Source organism: Kribbella sp. NPDC051586 (genome assembly GCF_044453965.1).
Taxonomy (GTDB): domain Bacteria; phylum Actinomycetota; class Actinomycetes; order Propionibacteriales; family Kribbellaceae; genus Kribbella.
This window is the reverse complement of the sequence record NZ_JBITDF010000005.1, coordinates 728,406-748,949: the sequence shown is the minus strand read 5'-3', so window position 1 is coordinate 748,949 and position 20,544 is coordinate 728,406. Positions and strand designations below refer to the sequence as shown.

Here is a 20,544-nt window from a genome sequence, read left to right as displayed (position 1 = left end):
CTGGAAGGAATCTGATGTCCGAGATCCACGAGCCGCTGCCCGGTGAAGGCAGCGAGGAGAGCCGCGGTGCCGAGGAAGGCAAGGGCCAAGGTTGCCCCGTCGCCCACGGTCAGGGCGTGCACCCGACTACCGGGAACGCGAACCGCGGCTGGTGGCCGAACCAGCTCAACCTGAAGATCCTGGCCAAGAACCCCGCGGTGGCCAACCCGCTCGGCGAGGAGTTCGACTACGCCGCCGCGTTCCAGACCCTCGACCTGGCCGCGGTGAAGGCCGACATCGCCGAGGTGCTGACCACGTCGCAGGACTGGTGGCCGGCCGACTTCGGGAACTACGGCCCGCTGATGATCCGGATGGCCTGGCACAGCGCCGGCACCTACCGGATCAGCGACGGCCGCGGTGGCGCGGGCGCCGGGCAGCAGCGGTTCGCGCCGCTGAACAGCTGGCCCGACAACGCGAACCTGGACAAGGCGCGCCGCCTGCTCTGGCCGGTGAAGAAGAAGTACGGCCAGAAGATCTCCTGGGCCGACCTGCTGATCCTGACCGGCAACGTCGCGCTCGAGACGATGGGCTTCAAGACCTTCGGGTACGCCGGTGGCCGGCCGGACGTGTGGGAGCCGGAGGACGACGTCTACTGGGGTCCGGAGACGACCTGGCTGGGCGACGAGCGCTACACCGGTGACCGTGAGCTGGACAAGCCGCTCGGTGCGGTCCAGATGGGTCTCATCTATGTGAACCCGGAAGGCCCGAACGGCAACCCGGACCCGATCGCCTCGGCCCGCGACATCCGCGAGACCTTCGGCCGGATGGCGATGAACGACGAGGAGACCGTCGCGCTGATCGCCGGTGGACACACCTTCGGCAAGACGCACGGTGCGGCCGACCCGGAGCAGTACGTCGGCTCCGAGCCCGAGGGCGCACCGATCGACCACCAGGGCCTCGGCTGGCGGAACACGTATAACAGCGGCCACGGCCCGGACACGATCACCAGCGGTCTGGAGGTCACCTGGACCACCACGCCGGCCAAGTGGGGCAACGACTTCTTCAACCTCCTCTTCGGGTACGAGTGGGAGCTGACGAAGAGCCCGGCCGGTGCGAACCAGTGGGTGGCCAAGGACGCCGAGGAGATCATCCCGAACGCGTACGACGCCGGCAAGAAGCAGAAGCCGACCATGCTCACCACGGACCTGGCGCTGCGGTTCGACCCGATCTACGAGCCGATCTCGCGCCGGTTCAAGGACAACCCGGACGAGTTCGCGGACGCGTTCGCGCGGGCCTGGTTCAAGCTGACCCACCGCGACATGGGTCCGGTCGTGCGGTACCTCGGCCCGGAGGTCCCGAGCGAGGTGCTGATCTGGCAGGACCCGCTGCCGGCCGTGGACCACGAGCTGGTCAACGCCGACGACGTGACCGCGCTCAAGGCTGCGATCGCGGCGTCGGGGCTGTCGGTTTCGCAGCTCGTCTCGACCGCGTGGGCGTCGGCGTCGACGTTCCGCGGCAGTGACAAGCGTGGTGGCGCGAACGGCGCCCGCGTCCGCCTGCAGCCGCAGGCCGGCTGGGAGGTCAACAACCCGGACGAGCTGGCGCAGGCGCTGCGCACGCTCGAAGGCATCCAGCAGTCGTTCGGCAAGCCGGTCTCGCTGGCCGACGTGATCGTCCTCGCCGGTGGCGTCGGTGTGGAGATCGCGGCGAAGAACGCCGGCCACGATGTCGTCGTACCGTTCACGCCGGGCCGGACCGACGCGTCGGCGGAGCAGACCGACGCCGACTCGTTCGCCGCGCTCGAGCCGGTCGCGGACGGGTTCCGCAACTACAACGGCAAGGGCAACCGGCTGCCGGCGGAGTACCTGCTGCTGGACCGGGCGAACCTGCTCACCCTGAGCGCGCCCGAGCTGACCGTCCTGGTCGGCGGCCTGCGGGTCCTCGGTGCGAACTACGACGGTTCGAAGTACGGCGTACTGACCGACAACCCGGGCACGCTCACGAACGACTTCTTCGTGAACCTGCTCGACCTCGGCACCGAATGGCACGCCACCGACGACAGCCAGGAGACGTTCGAAGGCTCAGTCAACGGCGAGGCCAAGTGGACCGGCACCCGCGCCGACCTCGTCTTCGGCTCGAACTCCGAACTCCGCGCCGTCGCCGAGGTCTACGCCAGCGACGATGCCCGACAGAAGTTCATCACCGACTTCGTCGCCGCCTGGCACAAGGTCATGGAACTCGACCGCTTCGACCTGCAGTAACCACCTGCAACTGAAACCGGCTCCTCCTGCCAGGGGGAGCCGGTTTTCAGTTGCCGCAGGAGTCGGCCTTCCAGGCTCCCTGGATGCGGCGCATGCGCATCTCGTCGACGGTTTGTGTTGGTGTTCCGGGCAGCCGCACGCTCTTTCCCTTGGAATCCACGGCACCGGCCTTGGACGAGTCGACACAAGCACTGGCGTCGTAGAGTCGGGGGGTGGCTACTGATGGTTCTGGCATTCGGTCGGTGGAGGACGTGCGGCGGGATGTTGCAGGGGTGCTGTCGCGGTTTCGGCGTGGCCGAACTCTGCCGTTCAGCTTCGGCGACGGTGGCGTGCCGGAGGCTGTGCTGCTGACCTATGACCAGTTCGAGGATCTTGGCGGGGAGTCGAAGTTCGAGCGTCGTCCTGGGGTGGTGGCGGCGGAGACCGTGGCTGCGCAACTGGCGTCGATGGTGGGCGCGATCCGGGACGGGGTGTTCGTACCGGTTGTGTGGGGCGATGGTGGCGAACGGGAGGCCGTCATCATGTCGACCTCGCAGTACCGGCGGTTGCGTGGCGACGACGAGCCCCCGCCCGGGACGATCGACGATCCGACCCGGCGCGTGTACGCCTCGGAGCCCTTGCCGAGCAGCCGTCCGATGACCGTCGACGAGTTCGCCGAGATGATGGGGCCGGAGACCCAGCGGATCCTCGATGAGATCCGCCAGGAGGACGACAGTTCGCAATGACGTCCGGTGACGGGTATGAACTGATCATCGGCGATGGGTTCGCGATTTCCGACGGCTCGCAGCGGCGGCAGGGCGAAACCCGGGCGGACCAGAGGATTATGTTCGCCGACAGGTCCTTCGCGAAATGGAGGAGCTCGCGGTCCAGACGTCAGACGGGCGGCATGCGCTCGGATATGAATCGGGGAAGGGGGATCTGCGGGACTGCGTCACTGCTTATCTGCAGTCCGATCCGCAGCAGAAGGCGGACTATCGGCTGGTGTTTCGGGAGATGCCGCCGGCGGAGCCTGGCGGGCTTCCGCGGCGGGAGTTGCTGGCCGTGAAGCCGCGGCAAGGTGCCGGCAACATCTACGAGCACACCTGCGCGCGGCTCAATCGCAATCTTCACGACCGGCAACCGGGTCTGAACGCGTTCGGTGATCGGATGCCCGGCCTCAAGCAGAACCAGGCCCAGCGGCGCGCCGAGCTCGATGCCAACCGCGCCATTGCCCACGCGTTCCCCGGACAGGTGCCCTTGGCAACATCGCGTCCGTTGTCGGCGGCCCAGTTCGGCGTCCGCCGGGCGAACTCCCCGCCGCGCCAGGACCACAGCCTCGACCGGTGATGCCCGCCGACTCGTGGCGTTTGGCTGGTCCATGGAATGGCGAGTCGTGGATTGAGGCTGGATTTCGTAGCCGAAGCCCACGACTCGGCGGATGGGGTGGCTGCCTTAACGCACGAGTCGGCGGAGAGGGGTGGTGGCGGGGCATCGATCGTGGATTGCTTGTTCGGTGGTCGTCGGCGTGCGAGGCTGGTTGGGTTTGTTCACCGGGCGGAAGGGGTCAGGTCATGCGGTTTCACGATGGGCGGGAGGCTGCGGGCGATCTGACCTTCAGTGATGTGTTTCTCGTGCCGAATCGGTCCGGCGTCGCGTCGCGGCTGGATGTGGATCTTTCGACGGGGGACGGGAGCGGGGCTTCGATTCCGGTGGTCGCCGCGAATATGACTGCGGTGTCGGGGCGGCGGATGGCGGAGACTATGGCCCGGGGTGGCGGCCTGGCGGTCATTCCGCAGGACATTCCGGTGGATGTCGTGGCCGACGTGGTCGGTTGGGTGAAGAGCCGGGATCCGGTGCATGACACGGCGTTGACGCTGCCGCCGACCGGGACCGTGGGTGAGGCGTTGAACCTGTTGCCGAAGCGGAACCACGGCGCGGTCGTGGTTGTCGATCACGGGCGGCCGGTCGGGGTTGTGACCGAGGCGGACTGTATGGGGGTGGATCGGTTCACGCAGCTTGAAGGGATCATGTCCCGGGAGCTGCTGACGGTGCCGCAGGGGATCGACCCGGAGGCGGCGTTCAACCAGTTGCACGACGGGCGGCACCGGTTGGCGCCGGTGGTGGACGCCAACAACCAGATCGTCGGCATCCTGACCCGGCAGCGCGCACTCCGCGCCACGCTGTACGACCCGGCCCTCGACGCGAACGGGAAGCTCCGGATCGCCGCCGCGATCGGGATCAACGGGGACGCCGAGCAGAAGGCGAAGGCGTTGCTCGACGTCGGCATCGACGTACTCGTCATCGACACCGCGCACGGTCATCAGGAGCGGATGCTCGAGGTGGTCGAGCGGGTCCGCGCGCTGGGTCCGAACGTGCCCATCGTGGCCGGCAACGTGGTCACCGCCGAGGGCGTCACGGATCTCGTCAACGCGGGCGCGGACATCGTGAAGGTCGGCGTCGGGCCGGGTGCGATGTGTACGACGCGGATGCAGACGGCGGTCGGGCGACCACAGTTCTCCGCGGTGCTCGAGTGCGCGACCCGGGCGCGGGAGCTCGGCAAGCACGTGTGGGCCGACGGCGGCGTACGGTATCCGCGCGATGTGGCGCTCGCCCTGGCCGCGGGGGCTTCGAGCGTGATGATCGGCTCGTGGTTCGCCGGCACGTACGAGTCGCCCGGCGATCCGCACCGCGACAACCAGGGCCGGATCTACAAGGAGAGCTTCGGGATGGCGTCCGCGCGGGCGGTGCGCTCCCGGACGGCCGACGACACGCCGTTCCAGCGGGCCCGGAAGAGCATCTTCGAGGAGGGCATCTCGACGGCCCGGATGTACCTCGATCCGGACCGTCCGAGCGTGGAGGACCTGCTCGACTCGATCGTGTCCGGCATCCGCAGTTCCTGCACGTACGTCGGCGCCGCGAACCTCGCCGAATTCCACCAGCGGGCCGTGGTCGGCCTGCAGACGGCCGCCGGCTACACCGAGGGAAAGCCGCTCGACACCAGCTGGTAGCTGTAATCGTATACATCCAATCTCACCCCCGGGGTGAGGTTGAGGGCACAACAAGATCATGCGGCGGGCGATGGTCACGGTCGGCGTTCGGTGGCACCGTGTAGTCAGCGGGGGGAGGAAGGGACACCGAACCGACCGTCGGGGGGTCGCCGATCTCGCAGGGGGCGTGGGATCGATCGACGCGGGGGCTCAATGGCACCGGTGTCCCACTCGTGGTCGCGGGTGGTGAAGCAGAGTTCGGCCGAGGCTTGGGAGGGCGACTCGGGAACTCGTACTCACCACCCGCGACCGCCGTCCCGGCACACCATCCACACCGCGTCCGGCAACCGGATCGCGCGCATCGCTTGGCAAGTCGCGGGGTACAGCGGCATAGTCGAGTGATCGATGCTGCCGTGGTGTGTGGGGAGCCGGCGTTGTGGAGTCAGACAAGGCCCCGTTGCGGGTGGACGCGGAGACCGCGATCATCCTGCGCGAGGCCTATCACAAGATCGAAGCGTTGTTCCGCTCCGACCACTACGGCCTGTACGACTACGTCCGGGTGGTGGCCGGGAAGGTCGCGCGGGTAGACGCGTTCATCGTCGGGTTCCTGCAGGGCAGCAGCCGGGTGCGGTACCCGTACGGGTACGACGACGGCCGGTACGTGAACCCGGACACCCACAATTTCGGCCCGAACGGTCAGACGGCCTGGATCCTCAAGCACCGGCAGACGTACCGGTACGCCTACGACAACGGTTTCGCGCTGCACGCCGGCATACCGGTCGGCGATCCGGTCCGGCGGTCCGCGGACGCGGTCACGGTGCCGATCTTCCGGCCGGCCAAGGACGGGCCCGACCAGTTGTTCGGGATGCTGTCGATCCAGAGCTACGAACCCAAGGTGTACGACGACAACGCGGTACGGGCGTTCGAGTGGTTGTGCGCGGTCGTGGAACGGGTGCTGACCCGCGAGGGCGAGGACCGCGAAGCGCTGCGCCGGCTGCCCGCGGGCGACGTCGGCCCCAACCTGCTGACGTCCGACCACGTGATGGAGTACCTGACGCACCGGGTCGCGTCGATCCGGGAGATCGCGGCCGAGGCGGAGAACGAGCCCGACGTGAGTGCCGCCGTACGGACGCATCTCGAGCGGATCATCGACGCCACCGAACATATCCAGTCCGAGCTCATCGAGATGCTGATGGAGACCGACGAGGGCCCCGAGCGCCGGTTCACCACGCTGACCAAGGCGCAGCAGGCGGTCGCCCTGCTGCTGGCCGACGGCCTCGACAACGACCAGCTCGCCGCGGAGCTCGGCATCAGTCTGAACACGGTCAAGACCCACCTCAGCGCGATCCTGCGCAAGTACGGCCTCCGCAGCCGCGCCCAGGTGGCCGACGATGTCCGCAAGTACCTGGCCCGCTGACCCTCGACATACTTGAGGACATGAAGTAACTTCCCGAGTGGCTGTTAATTCCGAATTATCCCGCCGCCCTGGGAGGCCTTCGTGTCGCTCGATCCTGTGTCCCGCCGTGCCTTCCTGGCCACCAGCGGCGGGCTCCTCGCCAGCCTGACGCTGCCGTCGGTTCCGTCGCAGGCGGCGGCGCCCACGACGGATCTCGCGCGGTATCGCCCGGTGCGGGCCTCGTCGAGTGCGTACGCCGCGACGCCGCCGGACTTCGTGGTCGACGGGCTGGCGGTGCCGGGGGTGCGCGGCTCCGGGTGGCGGGCGGTCGGCGGTGATCCGCAGTGGATCGTGGTGGATCTGCAGGGGCGGTGCCGGGTGGACGCGGTGCGGTTGACGTTCGAGGCGACGGCGAAGGATCCGGCGTTCGACTTCTCCGGCGGCAACCCGTACGGGAACACGACCGGTCAGGAGTTGCTGTCCAGTTCGCCGCTGGACTTCCGCGTGGACACCTCGACGGACGGCGTGTCCTGGCACACGGTTCACCAGGCCACCGACAGCCCCGGCGGTACGGTCGACATCGCGCTGGACAGTCCCGCCACCGCGCAGTACGTGCGCCTGACCGGCACCCGCCAGGCGAACGCGAATGCCCTTGGTTTGAACGGTTTCCAGGTCTACGGCACCACGACGGGGTCCCGGCCGCCGGCCACGGGCTGGACCGACTGGGGCCGCCACACCGACAAGGCACCCGCGCTGCGCAAGGCCGACGACGGGACGTTCCCGATCGAGTCGGGCTGGACGCTGACGATGGACGATTTCGCCGGTACGGCGGATGGCGGCGTACTCGCGCAACCGGGCACGGACACGTCGACCTGGCTGCCTGCGACCGTGCCCGGAACTGTGCTCGGATCCCTGGTGGAGCAAGGGCATCTGCCGGATCCGGTCGAGGGGATGAACAACCTCGAGATCCCGGAGGCGCTCAGCCGGCACGCGTGGTGGTACCACCGCAAGTTCGACCGGCCGGCAGCGAGTGGTCAGCGGGTGTGGCTCGAGTTCGACGGCGTCAACCATCAGGCCGACGTCTGGCTGAACGGGACACAGGTCGGGACGCTCAAGCATCCGTTCGCCCGCGCCGCCTTCGACGTCACCACGGCGCTGCAGGCGAAGAACGCTCTCGCCGTGAAGATCGCACCGATGCCGCATCCCGGAACTGCCGGCGACAAAGGCGATACGGGCCAATCGTTCGTCCAGTCCGCCACCTTGTACCTCGACTCGCCGACGTTGCTCGCTGCCTCCGGATGGGACTGGATGCCCGCCGTCCGCGACCGGGCGGCCGGGATCTGGAACCACGTCCGCCTGCGTTTCACCGGTGACGTGGTCGTCGGCGATCCGCGCGTGGTGACCAAGGTCCCGAGCGTGGACCGGGCAACCGTCGCAGTCACGGTGCCCGTCCGCAACGCGTCGACGGCTGCCCGGACGGCCACGGTGAAAGCCTCCTTCTACGGCCGTACCGCGACCAGAACGATCACCCTGCAGGCCGGGGCCATGACGGACGTGGTCTTGGCTACGGAGACATTCGACAACCCCGAGCTGTGGTGGCCGAACGGGTACGGCGAACCCACCTTGCACGAGTTGACCGTGACCGCGAGCGTGGGCGGGACCGTGAGCGACAGCCGGGCAACGACGTTCGGGATCCGTGAGTTCGGCTACGACTACGACTTGCCGATCGTGATCGACCCGGCGACGAACAGTGCGGCGCAGACCGTCACGTTCGCCAAGCAGACGGCGCAGTACGTCCGGATTCAAGGGCGCCGGCGCGCGACCGGCTGGGGGTATTCGCTGTGGACGTTGGCGATCAAGGACAGTGCTGATCCGTCGGTGGATCTGGCGAGGGCCGGTACGGCGACGGCCTCGTCCGACGACGGGAGTCCGGCGGCACAGGCGATCGACGGGGACGATCGGACGCGATGGTCGTCGCAGTACGACGATGACGAGTGGATCCAGGTCGATCTGGGGGCTCCGAAGGCCTTCGACCGGGTCGAGCTGTTGTGGGAGACGGCGTACGCGCTGCTGTTCACGATCCAGATCTCCCCGGACGGTCAGCACTGGATCGATGTCGAGGACGTCAGCAATGCGCCGGTGCCGTTGAAGATCAGCGTGAACGGCGTGCGGGTATTCTGCCGCGGCGGGAACTGGGGCTGGGACGAACTGCTGCGCCGGATGCCCGAGGAGAAGCTGCGCGCGGTGATCGGCATGCATCGCGACATGAACTTCACCATGATCCGCAACTGGATCGGCTCGAGCACGCGCGAGGAGTTCTACCAGGCCTGCGACGAGAACGGGATCCTGGTCTGGAACGACTTCTGGGAGGCCGGCCCCTTCACCGACGACCTCCCGGGGTACGCCGAGATCGCGCGCGACACGATCGTTCGGTACCGGACGCACCCCTGCATCGTGATCTGGTGCGGGGCGAACGAGGAGAATCCGCCGGCCGCGATCGACGCGGCGATCACCGCAGCGGTCCGGGAGGAGGACGACGAGATCCTGTACCTGCCGAACTCGGCGGCCGGGTTCGTCTCCGGGCACGGGCCGTACTACTGGGTCGATCCGGCCAAGTACTTCGACCCGAACACGTACGACACGTTCAACTTCGGCTTCCACACCGAGATCGGGATGCCGACGATCCCGGTGGTCGAGAGCATGCGCAACCTGGTCGGCGACGGCGATCCGGGGTGGCCGATCGGTACGCCGTGGTACCACCACGACTGGTCGACGCACGGGAACCAGCGGCCGGACACATACCTGGGCGCGGTCGACGAGCGGCTCGGATCGTCCGGCGGGCTGGAGGAGTTCACCCGCAAGGCACAGTTCGTGAACTACGAGAACATGCGCGCGATGTTCGAGGCCTGGAACGCGCACCTGTGGACGGATGCATCCGCGTTGCTGCTGTGGATGTCGCATCCGGCCTGGCATTCGACCGTTTGGCAGACCTACGACTACGACCTCGACGTGAACGGCAGCTACTACGGCGCCCGCAAGGGCTGCGAGGCGATCCATGTCCAGGCCAACCAGGCCGACTGGACCACCGTCGTCGTCAACCACACCCGCCACCCCGTCACCGCCACCGTTCAGGCCGACCTCTACGACCTCCAGGGCAACCGGCTTGCCACCGACACGGCAGCCGTAACAGTTGATGGGAGCAACAAACAGGACAGTTTCGCGGTGGCATTCGGAACCGAGCTGCCGGACCTTCATCTGCTCAGGCTGACGCTGACCAGCGCCGATGGCCAGTTGTCCGAGAACACCTACTGGCGCTACCGGAAGCCGGCGGACCTGCAGGAACTGAACGAGTTGCCCAAGGCCCGTTTAGAGGTGCGGTCGAGCGGCAAGAGCGCGACGGTCCGCAATACCGGGAAGGTGGTCGCGGCGTTGGTGCGGTTGTCGCTGCGGGATCGGGCGGGGGAGCGAGTGCTGCCGACGACGTACTCCGACAACTACTTCTGGTTGCTGCCGGGTGAGACGCGCACAATCACGGTCACCACGCCGGGCTCGGCCTCCGGACTGAAGCTGGAGGCCGAGCCCTACAACAACTAGTAGGAGCGGGCGACGTACGCGATCAGGTCGGGCTCGGTGTCGTCGAGCGGGAGCGTGCCGTCCGGGCGCTGGAGGCAGCGGACCGTCATGCCGGACTCGGCCAGCCGGTCCTCTCCCTCTTCACCGACGGCGGTGTACGGCAGGCTGGCCCAGCCTGTCGCGGCCGCCTCCACAGCCTCGTCGACCGTCGACACCTTGGTACTGCGAGCCGCGTGCCGAGCTGTCGCTTCATCGAGCAGGTGGGCTTGGTCGATGGCGATCGCGTCGACGATGGTTGATGTCAGGTCGGCGAGGTTGACCGCGGTCTTGGTGGAGTCGCGGAGGCGTCGTACGACGGTTGCCACGTTGGCAGCCAGGTCGCGGGGGCCGAGCTCGACGCGGACCGGGATGCCCTTGAGCTCCCAGTTGACCGCGCGGCGGCCGAACGGCTGGTCGGTGCGGTCGTCGACCCTGACCCGCAGGCCGGCGGCCTCGAGGTCTTCGGCGATGCGTTGAGCAGCCTCGATCGTTTCGTCTCTTACTGCGAGTACGACGACCTGGATCGGGGCGACTGCCGGCGGGATGCGAAGGCCGGCGTCGTCACCGTGCACCATGATGAGGCCGCCGACCATGCGGGTGGTGCTGCCCCAGGAGGTGGTCCAGGCGAGTTCGCGTTGACCGTCGCTCGACAGGTAGTCGATGTCGAAGACGCGGGCGAAGTTCTGGCCGAGCTCGTGGGACGTGCACATCTGCAGGGCTTTGCCGTCTCCGGTCATCGCTTCGAGGGTCATCGTGTTGATCGCGCCGGCGAAGCGTTCGCGGCGGGTCTTGCGGCCGGCGGTGACCGGGATCGCGAGGACGTTGACCATGACGTCGCGGTAGACGTCGTACAGGATCCGGGTGGCGTACGCGCGGGCGTCCTCGAAGGTGGCGTGGGCGGTGTGGCCTTCCTGCCAGAGGAATTCGGTGGTGCGCAGGAACAGGCGGGGGCGGAGCTCCCAGCGGACCGCGTTGGCCCATTGGTTGAGGAGGAGGGGGAGGTCGCGGTAGCTCTGGATCCACTTGGCCATGTACTCGCCGATGACGGTTTCCGAGGTGGGGCGGACGACGGCGGGCTCTTCGAGTTGCTTGCCGCCGGCATGGGTCACCACGGCCAGCTCGGGGCTGAAGCCCTCGACGTGTTCGGCCTCGCGTTGGAGGTAGCTCTCGGGGATCAGGAGGGGGAAGTAGGCGTTCGCCGCGCCGGTGGATTTGATGCGGCGGTTCATTGCCTCTTGCAACAGTTCCCAGATCCCGTAGCCATACGGTCGTACGACCATGGTCCCCCGCACGGGCCCGTTGTCGGCGAGCTCGGCTTTGGCAATCACATCCTGGAACCATCGGGGGAAATCCGCAGCCTGCGAGGCAAGCACGGAACGGGTCGTAGTCATGCCCGCCAGTCTAAGAACTAGAAATCCCTTGCGGCGACGCATTTCCCGGGTCTACAAGCACAGCTCCCGGCGCCCTGACGGGCACCGGGAGCTGGAGGCAGACGGTCAGAGCGAGGCGAGGGCCTCGTTCCAGGTCTTTGACGGGCGCATGACGGCGGCTGCCTTGGTGGGGTCTGGCTGGTAGTAGCCGCCAAGGTCTACGGGGCTGCCCTGGACTGCCAGGAGCTCGGTGATGATGGTTTGTTCGTTGGTGGTGAGGGAGTCGGCGAGGGGGGCGAAGGACTTGGCCAGGGCCGGGTCTTCGGTTTGGGTGGCCAGCTCTTGGGCCCAGTAGAGGGACAGGTAGAAGTGGCTGCCGCGGTTGTCGATTCCGCCGACTCGGCGGGTGGGCGACTTGTCCTCGTTCAGGAACGTCGCGGTCGCGCGGTCCAGCGTGTCGGCCAGGATCTGCGCGCGGGCGTTGCCGGTTGCCTGGGCCAGGTGCTCGAAGCTCGCGGCCAGCGCGAAGAACTCACCGAGGCTGTCCCAGCGCAGGTAGTTCTCCTTGACCAGCTGCTGCACGTGCTTCGGCGCCGAACCACCCGCACCGGTCTCGAACAGCCCGCCGCCGGCCATCAGCGGCACGATCGACAGCATCTTCGCCGAGGTGCCGAGCTCGAGGATCGGGAACAGGTCGGTCAGGTAGTCACGCAGTACGTTGCCCGTCACCGAGATCGTGTTCTCGCCGCGGCGGATCCGCTCCAGCGAGAACTTGATCGCGTCCACCGGCGCGAGGATGCGGATGTCCAGGCCCTCGGTGTCGTGCTCGAACAGGTACGTCTGCACCTTCGCGATGATCTGAGCGTCGTGCGCCCGGGTCTCGTCCAGCCAGAACACCGCCGGGTCGCCGGTGGCCCGGGCCCGGTTGACGGCCAGCTTGACCCAGTCCTGGATCGGCGCGTCCTTGGTCTGGCAGGCGCGGAAGATGTCACCGGCCGACACAGCCTGCTCGAGGACGACCTCACCGGCGGTGTTCACGAGTCGGACGGTGCCGGTGGTCTGGATCTCGAAGGTCTTGTCGTGCGAGCCGTACTCCTCGGCCTTCTGCGCCATCAGGCCGACGTTCGGCACGGAGCCCATCGTGGCCGGGTCGAACGCGCCGTTCGCGCGGCAGTCGTCGAGGACCGCCTGGTAGATCCCGGAGTAGCTGTGGTCCGGCAGCACGGCCAGGGTGTCGTGCTCCTCGCCGTCCGGACCCCACATGTGCCCCGACGTCCGGATCATGGCCGGCATCGACGCGTCCACGATCACGTCCGACGGGACGTGCAGGTTGGTGATGCCCTTGTCCGAGTCGACCATCGCGAGCTTGGGGCCGTCGGCCAGCTCGGCGTCGAAGGAGGCCTTGATCTCGGCGCCCTCGGGCAGGGTCGCGATGCCGTGCAGGATGCCGCCGAGCCCGTCGTTCGGGGTCAGGCCGGCCTTGGCGAGGACGTCGCCGTACTGCGCGAACGTCTCCGGGAAGAAGGCGCGGACGACGTGGCCGAAGACGATCGGGTCGGACACCTTCATCATCGTGGCCTTCAGGTGCACCGAGAACAGCACGTCCTCGGCCTTGGCCCGGGCGACCTGCGCGGTCAGGAACTCGCGCAGCGCGGCCACGTGCAGCACCGACGCGTCGACGACCTCACCGGTGAGCACCGGGATCGACTCGCGCAGCACGGTGGTGGTGCCGTCGTCGCCGACCAGCTCGATCCGCAGTACGTCGTCGCCCTCGAGCACGGCCGACTTCTCGGTGGCGCGGAAGTCGTCGGTGTCCATCGTCGCGACGTTGGTCTTCGACTCCGGGGACCAGGCGCCCATGCGGTGCGGGTGGGTCTTGGCGTAGTTCTTCACCGAGGCGGGCGCGCGGCGGTCGGAGTTGCCCTCGCGCAGCACCGGGTTCACCGCGGAGCCCTTGATCTTGTCGTAGCGGGCCTGGATCTCCCGCTCCTCGTCGGTCTTCGGCTCGTCCGGGTACTCCGGCAGGGCGTAGCCCTGGGACTGGAGCTCGGCGACCGCGGCCTTCAGCTGCGGGATCGAGGCCGAGACGTTCGGCAGCTTGATGATGTTCGCCTCGGGCGTCTTGGCCAGCTCGCCGAGCTCGGTCAGCGCGTCCGCGATCCGCTGGTTGTCCTTGAGGTATTCCGGGAAGACGGCCAGGATCCGGCCGGCCAGTGAGATGTCCCGGGTCTCCACTCCGACACCGGCCTGGCCGGCGTACGCCTGGACGACAGGGAGGAACGAGTACGTGGCGAGCGCCGGAGCCTCGTCGGTGTGGGTGTAGATGATCGTCGAGTCAGTCACAGCCCCACCCTAATGGGCCTGCCGGCCGGACCGTCCCCGGCGTGGGCAGGCTCACGCCTCGTGCAGGGCTCGCCTGCGGAGATCAGTCAGTCGAGCTCGTCGGGGTGGGCAAGTGTGATACCGCTCGCCGTGGTCACCGCGCTGGTGAACGCCAACGTGTCGATCGGGGATGCCGCCGCGACCGTCGCCCCGGCCAGCGAGGCCAGGCCCTTCGCGCCCTCCCAGGTGCAGTCAACGAAAACCGCCTTGGCGGCCTTGACCTGGGAGAACTCCACGCCGGACAGGTCGCAGCTCCGGAATACCGCCCCGGTCAGGTCCGCGGAGACGAAGTCGGCGTTCTGCAGCCGGCAGTCGGTCAGCTCGACCTTCTGGAACTTCGAGAACCGGAACGACGCGAAGTCGAGCACGCTGTCGCGGATCGTCACGTGCTGGAGGTTCGCCCCGGGACCGGCGAAGCCGATCATCCGGGACGCCGCGACCGCCACCCGGGTCAGCGACACGTCGGACCAGCGCGCGTTCGCGATGTCGCACTGGGCCAGCTCGGTGTCGACCAGGATCAACTTCTCCAGATCGGACCCGGCCAGCTTGCACCGGGTCAGCCGGCAGCCGCTGATCTCGACGTGCTCGGCCTCCAGGTCACTGAGATCCACATCCTCCAGCGCCAGATCGAGCAACCGCTCCTCGTCGTCGATGGCGTCGGGCGTGGGTGACCCGGAATCGAGCTGGGACCGCAGACGCGGCGCGGCGATCGTCGTAGCGGACTTCCGGGGTGCCATGGCGCCAACGTACCCACCCCGACCGACAAACTGCGGATGCCTGGGGATCCGTCACGCGCTGCGGAGGTAGTGGGCTGCGGCGCCGATCAGCGCGGAATGCTCGGTGTCCTTCGTGGCCGAGGCCGGGAAATCGAGGGACGACTGCACGAGGTCGAAGGCTCCTGAGATCGAGCCGCCCAGGACGGTGTGGGTCACCCCGAAGCGTTCGAGCCACGGGGTCAGGGCGGCGGACAGGTGGGTGAAGGCTGTGACCAGGACTTCCTGCGCGGTCGTGTCGCCGGCGCGGGCAAGGTCGGCGATCTCCTTCACGCCTGGGACCTGCTTGGGGTACGCACGCAGGATCGCGCGGGCGGAGATCGAGTCCTCGAGCGGCTTCCCGGCGTACGTCGTCTTGTAGAGCTCGCCGCCCGGCGGGACCGTGTCGCCCTCGCGGACCACCCGGCCGTCGGCGAGGAACGCCGTACCGATGCCGGTGCCGATCGTGACGCCGAGGCAGCGCTCGACGCCGCGGACCCCGCCCGCCGTCCACTCACCGACCGTGAACGCCTCCGCGTCGTTCATGAACAGGAGCCGGTCGATCCCGAGCTCGGCGCTGAGCGCGGCACCGAGGTTGAACCCGTACAGCTGGTCGAACTTGCCCTGCCCGCGGTACCACGCCACGCCCGTACCGAAGTCGAACGGACCGGGCAGCGCGATCGCCAGACCGTTTGCCAGCGGCAACTTCCGGGCGGCGTGCGCGAGTTGCCCGACCACCACCTCCGCGGCCGCCTGGGACTCGAGCTTGGCCCGGTCCACCTCGGTCACGTCCCACGTCGCAGGGCGCACCACGGCCGCCGTGACGTGACTTCCCCCGATCTCCAGCACCGCTACGTCCATCCGGACATCATCGCAAAGAGTCAGTACCGCTCCTTGAACACCTGCTTCCCGGAGCCGTCGTACATGGTGATGTACATCGGGTCGTCGTTCCCGTTGCGGATGTCGTCGGTGTACACGCGGTGGACCCAGTAGCCGTCCTTGATCGTGGCGTCCGCGTGCTGGCCGAGGCCCGAGAACGCGATCCGGGTGACTCCCTCCGGCACCCGGCCCGCGTAGCTGTACCGCATGCCCCCGCACCACATCGTCCGGTTCTCCCGATCGACCGGATGATCGCCGCATCCCGTGCTCCAGTAGCGCTGGATCTGGTACGCGCGCGTGACGATGCCGACATTGAGGAGCGTCGAGCCGAAACCGCCCAGTGGCTGGCCGAAGATCGGTACGCCGGCCACGCAGTACGCGTACTGCGATCCGTCCGGCGAGCGTCGTACCGTCATCGCGCCGTCGGCGTCGGTCACCTCGACGACCTTGTCGGTCCAATTGCTCACTACCTGCCGGCGCCAGGCGTCGTCGTTCGCGGTCCGGAAGAAGTCGTCGGACTTGGCGCACAGATCGGTGACCATCTTCGGCTGGGCTGTGGTCGCCGGCTGGGGTGCGGTCTCCGCGTTGCCGAGATGGCCTACGAGCAGTACGGCGATGACGGCGGTCGCCGCGGTGGCAGCTGTCGCGGCCGAGAACACAGCGCGGCGGACCCGCGTACGGTGCCGTCCGGCGGCGACCAGGTCTGCCACGTCCGGAGTGAACGTCGCGGGACGGTCGGCGGCCTGGTCCAGCAAGGTCTTCAGTTCAGTTGTCATCTCAACGCCTCACAGCCAGGTTGGAAAGCTCGGCGAGGGCCGGGTGCGTGCGCAGCTTCTCCAGTGCGCGCAACGTCTGGCTCTTCACCGTCCCTGGGCGGCAATCGAGGGCGGCGGCTGTCTCCTCGATGGACAGCTCGTCGAAGTACCGCAGTACGACGCAGGCGCGCTGGCGGGGCGGCAGTTGGGCGAGGGCCTTGGTGATCACGAGGCGGTCCTCGAGTACGCCGAGTGGGTCGGCGCGCTCGGTCTCGTTGGCGAAGTAGTCGTCACCGCCGACGACCTCCTGGCTGGACTTGCGGCGCAGCGCGTCCAGGGTGGTCGAGACCACGACCTTCCGCGCGTACGCCGCGATCGCGCCCTTGCGCTGGATCCGGCCCCAGACGCGGTACAGCCGGATGAGAGCCTCCTGGGTCGCGTCCTCGGCGCGGCGCCAGTCTCCGCACAGCAGGTAAGCGGTCCGGCACAGAGCGTTGGCGTGATGCGTGACGAACTCGACGTAGTCCCGCTCGGTCTCCGGTCTCACCCGCAGCTCTCCCCAGTCATGCCGGGTCAAACGTGGTGGGCCCGCCCCCTGGTTGCACCGATCCGGCAAGATTCTTCCGTGACTCATCTCATGGTCGACGGTCTGCGGGTCACCCGGGGAACCCGGACCCATTCCTGTCCGTAGAGTGACTGGTGCGAGGGGATGGGTATGCCGACCGAGAGCAGGACCACGTCCGTGGTCGCGGCGCTGAGCGTCGCGGTGGCGGTAGTCGGTCACGTGCTCGTCGGGGGCGGGTCCGTACCGCTCGGCGTCGTACCTCCGCTGGCGGCGTTGGCCGGGGTTTGCTGGCTGCTGGGTGAGTACCTGGCCGGGGAGCGGTTGCTGACGGCACTCGTGCTGGCGGCGGTGCAGCTGTTCGTGCACGTGACGCTGGACTCGGCGAGCATGCACGAGGGCCATGACGGCCATGACGGCATGGCGATGTCGCCCGGTGTCGGCAGCAGCCTGGTGATGACCGCTACGCACTTGTCGGTCCTGCTGGCAGGGGTACTCGCGGTCAGCCAGGCGCAGCGCTGGGTCTCGCGCGTCGTGCGCATCTTCGCGCGGCTCCTGCCGCAGTTGCCGGTCCTGCGTCCGGTGCGGCTGTACACCCGCACTTTGGTCGTCGTGTCGTCCCCTGTCCCACTCCGAGCGGCCTGGCGCGAGTCGAACGTCTCCCGCCGCGGACCTCCCGGCGTACGAGTGATCCCTGCTGTCTGAACCGGCCCACGGGCCGGATTACTCGTATGCCTTGAAAGGTTCTCTCATGCCCAAGAGATTCGTCCTGCGCGCCGGCGCGATCGCCGCGGCGTCCGCGCTGGTCGTGATCGGCGCCGCGACGTCGGCGTCCGCGCACGTCACGGTGTCCTCGCCGGACGCCAAGCCCGGTGGGTACGCCAAGCTCGTGTTCCGCGTACCGACCGAGTCCGACAACACCAGCACCACCAAGCTGGTCGTGTCGCTGCCCACGGACCATCCGTTCGCGCATGTCGGTGCGCAGGTGAAGGATGGCTGGAAGGTGGAGAAGAAGGAGGAGAAGTTGCCCGCGACGGTCAAGGTCGGCGATGTCACGCTGACCAAGGCGATCACCACGATCACCTGGACCGCGACCGCCGGCGGCATCCCGCCGAACGACTTCGACGAGTTCGCGTTGTCGGTCGGCAAGCTGCCCGACAACGTCGATTCGCTCAGCTTCCCCGCCGTCCAGACGTACAGCGACGGCGAGGTGGTGAAGTGGTCCGAGGTCGCCAAGGACGGTGCGGACGAGCCTGAGCACCCGGCGCCGACGCTGAAGCTCGCAGCCGCCATCACGCCGGTGGCGGCGACGACGTCCACGGATTCGACGGACACGTTGGCGCGCTGGCTCGGCGGCGCTGGTCTGCTGGTCGGGTTGCTCGGTCTGGCCTTCGGGTTGCGGCCGCGTCGTGCCGCTGCGGCACCGGCCTCGACGGAGAAGCAGTAGTCGTGCGTAGATTGATCGCCCTACTGGTTGCGTCGCTGTTCACGCTGGTGGCTTCCACCGGCGTGGCGGCGGCGCACGCCAAACTCGAGTCGATGACGCCGACGGACGGTTCGTCGATGGCCGCGCCGCCGACGAAGGTGATCCTGACCTTCAACGAGCCGATCGGCGCCAACGGGACGCAGGTGCAGGTCAAGGCGCCGAGCGGTACGAACGTCGCGAACGGCGACGCCGAGGTGGTCGACAACACGGTCACCCAGCCGGTCGGCGCGATGGTCGAGGCCGGCCGGTACCAGGTCGAGGCGCGGATCGTCTCGGCCGACGGGCACCCGATCTCGATCTCCGGGTCCTTCACCGTCACGCATGCCGGTCATCCCGCGACCCAGCCGGCCGGCACACCGGCGTCCTCGCAGGACAGCGGCAGCTCCAACACCGTCACCATCGTCGCGATGTGCCTGGTGATGCTGGTCGTCGTGGCCCTCGCGATCGTCATCGTCCGCCGCCGCCCGGCCGCCTGATGAGCAAGTCCCTGCCGCCTACGGACGCTCCCGCCCAGCCGCGGGGGCGGGCCGGTTGGGTCATCCTCGGGATGGTTGCCGCTGGCATCGTCGTGATGGTGGCGGCGCTCGACGCGGCGGGCGGGGCGCCGAAGCGGGCGGAGGACGGACTGCTCGGCGCCGGGCTCGGGGTGTCGTGGGCAGTTCCGGTACTGCGGATCGTCGCCGATGCGTCCGCGGTGGTGACCGGTGGAGCGGTCCTGGCGGTGCTGCTGTTCCTCCCCGCGGACGGCGGGAAGCTTGGCAGCAAAGCGATCCGGGCCTGCCAGGACGCGGCGTTGGCGGCAGGGATCTGGGCGGTGGCGAGCATCGGCGGCCTGATCGCGACGGCGACCGTGATCCTCGGCATCCCGCTCTCACACCTTGCCGAGCATGCGGAGCCGGCCGGCCAATTGACGCAGGTGCGGGCGTTGGCGGCAGCCGTCGTACTCAGTGCGGTGCTGGCTGTCGTGCTGAGTGGTACGAAGACGTTGCGTGGTGCGCGGGTTGCCGCCGTACTCACGGTTGCCGCGCTGATCGGACCGCTTCTTACCGGGCATGGCGCCCTCGACCGGACGAACGTGTGGTCCGTCCTCGCGACGACCTCGCTCGTCGTACATGTTGTCGCGGCGACGGTGTGGGTCGGCGGGTTGGGCGCAGTACTGCGGTATTCGCGTTCGCGTCAGGCCGTCGAGATCTTCAGCACCCTTGCTCTGGTGTGCGCGGTGACGATGGGCGTGACCGGCCTGCTGACGGCCGAGATCCACCTCAGCGGCAGGCAGGAGGGCTGGGGCCTGATCACGCAGTGGGTCACCAGCGGGTACGGCGCGCTCGTGCTGGGGAAGACGCTCGCGTTCGCGACGCTGGTGATCATCGGGCAGTTGCACCGCCAGACCACGTTGCCGCAGCTGGAGTCGGGTGATCCGGTCGCCTTCCGCCGGCTCGCCGTACTCGAGCTGCTCGTCATGGCCGGCACCATCGGCCTCGCGGTAGCCCTCTCGCGCACGCCCTAACGCGCACTCGATGACATGTCAACAGATATCCGTACACTTGCTGTATGACGGAACCGCAATGGCTCGATGAGCGTGAGGCGCGACTCTGGCAGTCGTACCGGGACACGCACCGTGAGCTGATGCGCGCGCTCGAGGCGCGGATGATCGGCAATTCGGGCCTGTCCGGCGCCGACTACGCCCTGCTTCACCCATTGTCCGAAGCCGAGGACGGCGTACTCCGCACCCGCGACCTGGGCCGCTCCGTCGGCTGGGAACGCAGCCGCCTGTCCCACCAGGTCAGCCGGATGGAGAAACGTGGCCTGGTCTGCCGCGAGGAATGCGCCGCCGACGCCCGCGGCTCGATGGTCCGCCTCACCGAACTCGGCCGCAAAGCCATCGACGCCGCCGCCCCGGACCACGTCGACGCGATCCGCACGTACTTCTTCAACCGCCTCACCCCCGCCGAGCAGGCCCAACTCACCACCCTCCTCGACCGCATCGCCGCCGACCTCCCGGACACCTGCCCGAACCCGGACTGCGACGAGTAGGACACGCCGTCACGGAGAGCGATCGGGGAGCGGCCTCGGAAGAATGATGGCGTCTCGTTCAGATGCGCGCTGGATTTGACAATCGTTTTCACTAAGGTGAGGATGTGGCG

17 protein-coding genes are annotated in these 20,544 nt (G+C 68.2%); 11 read left to right on the top strand and 6 right to left on the bottom strand.

The window, feature by feature from the left end; genetic code table 11:
• Nucleotides 1–14: 14 nt before the first annotated feature.
• From katG to ACIA58_RS37225, 6 genes are all read left to right on the top strand, one after another.
• Nucleotides 15–2,240, top strand: a complete 2,226-nt coding sequence (gene katG / locus ACIA58_RS37250; protein ID WP_396408559.1) for a catalase/peroxidase HPI — start codon at nucleotides 15–17, stop codon at nucleotides 2,238–2,240.
• A 212-nt stretch (nucleotides 2,241–2,452) separates the two neighbouring features.
• Nucleotides 2,453–2,965 (top strand): hypothetical protein, encoded by a 513-nt coding sequence (locus ACIA58_RS37245; protein ID WP_396408558.1) that lies wholly within the window; start codon nucleotides 2,453–2,455, stop codon nucleotides 2,963–2,965.
• 124 nt (nucleotides 2,966–3,089) lie between these two features.
• A complete protein-coding gene (locus ACIA58_RS37240) occupies nucleotides 3,090–3,566 on the top strand; it encodes a hypothetical protein (RefSeq protein WP_396408557.1) in 477 nt (158 codons plus the stop codon).
• 224 nt (nucleotides 3,567–3,790) lie between these two features.
• Nucleotides 3,791–5,227, top strand: a complete 1,437-nt coding sequence (locus ACIA58_RS37235) for a GuaB1 family IMP dehydrogenase-related protein (protein ID WP_396408556.1) — start codon at nucleotides 3,791–3,793, stop codon at nucleotides 5,225–5,227.
• 415 nt (nucleotides 5,228–5,642) lie between these two features.
• The gene (locus ACIA58_RS37230) at nucleotides 5,643–6,623 is read left to right on the top strand and encodes a response regulator transcription factor (protein WP_396408555.1); all 981 of its coding nucleotides are present in this window, start codon (nucleotides 5,643–5,645) and stop codon (nucleotides 6,621–6,623) included.
• An 81-nt stretch (nucleotides 6,624–6,704) separates the two neighbouring features.
• Nucleotides 6,705–10,196: a discoidin domain-containing protein gene (locus ACIA58_RS37225; RefSeq protein ID WP_396408554.1), complete on the top strand. Its 3,492-nt coding sequence runs from the start codon at nucleotides 6,705–6,707 to the stop codon at nucleotides 10,194–10,196.
• Here ACIA58_RS37225 and proS read toward each other — a convergent pair.
• From proS to ACIA58_RS37195, 6 genes are all read right to left on the bottom strand, one after another.
• The gene (gene proS, locus ACIA58_RS37220; RefSeq protein WP_396408553.1) at nucleotides 10,193–11,605 is read right to left on the bottom strand and encodes a proline--tRNA ligase; all 1,413 of its coding nucleotides are present in this window, start codon (nucleotides 11,603–11,605) and stop codon (nucleotides 10,193–10,195) included. The two genes, ACIA58_RS37225 and proS, sit on opposite strands and share 4 nt — an antisense overlap.
• A 105-nt stretch (nucleotides 11,606–11,710) precedes the next feature.
• Nucleotides 11,711–13,927: an NADP-dependent isocitrate dehydrogenase gene (locus tag ACIA58_RS37215; protein ID WP_396408552.1), complete on the bottom strand. Its 2,217-nt coding sequence runs from the start codon at nucleotides 13,925–13,927 to the stop codon at nucleotides 11,711–11,713.
• An 86-nt stretch (nucleotides 13,928–14,013) separates the two neighbouring features.
• On the bottom strand, nucleotides 14,014–14,703 hold the full coding sequence (locus tag ACIA58_RS37210) for a pentapeptide repeat-containing protein (protein ID WP_396408551.1): 690 nt from the start codon (nucleotides 14,701–14,703) through the stop codon (nucleotides 14,014–14,016).
• 51 nt (nucleotides 14,704–14,754) lie between these two features.
• A complete protein-coding gene (locus tag ACIA58_RS37205; RefSeq protein ID WP_396408550.1) occupies nucleotides 14,755–15,579 on the bottom strand; it encodes an ROK family protein in 825 nt (274 codons plus the stop codon).
• Nucleotides 15,580–15,599: 20 nt separating this feature from the next.
• On the bottom strand, nucleotides 15,600–16,373 hold the full coding sequence (locus ACIA58_RS37200) for a hypothetical protein (RefSeq protein WP_396408549.1): 774 nt from the start codon (nucleotides 16,371–16,373) through the stop codon (nucleotides 15,600–15,602).
• Nucleotide 16,374: 1 nt separating this feature from the next.
• Nucleotides 16,375–16,899 (bottom strand): SigE family RNA polymerase sigma factor, encoded by a 525-nt coding sequence (locus ACIA58_RS37195; protein WP_396408548.1) that lies wholly within the window; start codon nucleotides 16,897–16,899, stop codon nucleotides 16,375–16,377.
• Nucleotides 16,900–17,067: 168 nt separating this feature from the next.
• Between ACIA58_RS37195 and ACIA58_RS37190 the strand changes: the two genes are divergently transcribed.
• From ACIA58_RS37190 to ACIA58_RS37170, 5 genes are read left to right on the top strand one after another with little or no spacing between them, the layout of a single operon-like run.
• Entirely contained in the window at nucleotides 17,068–17,619 is a 552-nt protein-coding gene (locus ACIA58_RS37190) for a hypothetical protein (protein ID WP_396408547.1), read from the top strand.
• A 46-nt stretch (nucleotides 17,620–17,665) separates the two neighbouring features.
• Nucleotides 17,666–18,361, top strand: coding sequence for a YcnI family protein (locus ACIA58_RS37185; RefSeq protein WP_396408546.1), 696 nt, complete (start codon nucleotides 17,666–17,668; stop codon nucleotides 18,359–18,361).
• A gap of 2 nt (nucleotides 18,362–18,363) precedes the next feature.
• Nucleotides 18,364–18,876 carry a copper resistance protein CopC gene (locus ACIA58_RS37180; protein ID WP_396408545.1) on the top strand — a complete coding sequence of 171 codons (513 nt, stop codon included), beginning with the start codon at nucleotides 18,364–18,366 and terminating at the stop codon, nucleotides 18,874–18,876.
• Nucleotides 18,876–19,907 (top strand): copper resistance D family protein, encoded by a 1,032-nt coding sequence (locus ACIA58_RS37175; RefSeq protein WP_396408544.1) that lies wholly within the window; start codon nucleotides 18,876–18,878, stop codon nucleotides 19,905–19,907. Before ACIA58_RS37180 ends, ACIA58_RS37175 begins: the two co-directional genes overlap by 1 nt.
• Before the next feature lie 44 nt (nucleotides 19,908–19,951).
• Entirely contained in the window at nucleotides 19,952–20,434 is a 483-nt protein-coding gene (locus ACIA58_RS37170) for a MarR family winged helix-turn-helix transcriptional regulator (protein WP_396408543.1), read from the top strand.
• Nucleotides 20,435–20,544 lie beyond the last annotated feature (110 nt).

Coding starts and splice junctions, on each gene's coding strand:
- ACIA58_RS37210 (WP_396408551.1), bottom strand. CDS start 14,703: ATGGCACCCCGGAAGTCCGCTACGACGATCGCCGCGCCGCGTCTGCGG.
- ACIA58_RS37205 (WP_396408550.1), bottom strand. CDS start 15,579: ATGGACGTAGCGGTGCTGGAGATCGGGGGAAGTCACGTCACGGCGGCC.
- ACIA58_RS37170 (WP_396408543.1), top strand. CDS start 19,952: ATGACGGAACCGCAATGGCTCGATGAGCGTGAGGCGCGACTCTGGCAG.
- ACIA58_RS37190 (WP_396408547.1), top strand. CDS start 17,068: ATGCCGACCGAGAGCAGGACCACGTCCGTGGTCGCGGCGCTGAGCGTC.
- proS (WP_396408553.1), bottom strand. CDS start 11,605: ATGACTACGACCCGTTCCGTGCTTGCCTCGCAGGCTGCGGATTTCCCC.
- ACIA58_RS37200 (WP_396408549.1), bottom strand. CDS start 16,373: ATGACAACTGAACTGAAGACCTTGCTGGACCAGGCCGCCGACCGTCCC.
- ACIA58_RS37235 (WP_396408556.1), top strand. CDS start 3,791: ATGCGGTTTCACGATGGGCGGGAGGCTGCGGGCGATCTGACCTTCAGT.
- ACIA58_RS37240 (WP_396408557.1), top strand. CDS start 3,090: ATGGAGGAGCTCGCGGTCCAGACGTCAGACGGGCGGCATGCGCTCGGA.
- ACIA58_RS37175 (WP_396408544.1), top strand. CDS start 18,876: ATGAGCAAGTCCCTGCCGCCTACGGACGCTCCCGCCCAGCCGCGGGGG.
- katG (WP_396408559.1), top strand. CDS start 15: ATGTCCGAGATCCACGAGCCGCTGCCCGGTGAAGGCAGCGAGGAGAGC.
- ACIA58_RS37185 (WP_396408546.1), top strand. CDS start 17,666: ATGCCCAAGAGATTCGTCCTGCGCGCCGGCGCGATCGCCGCGGCGTCC.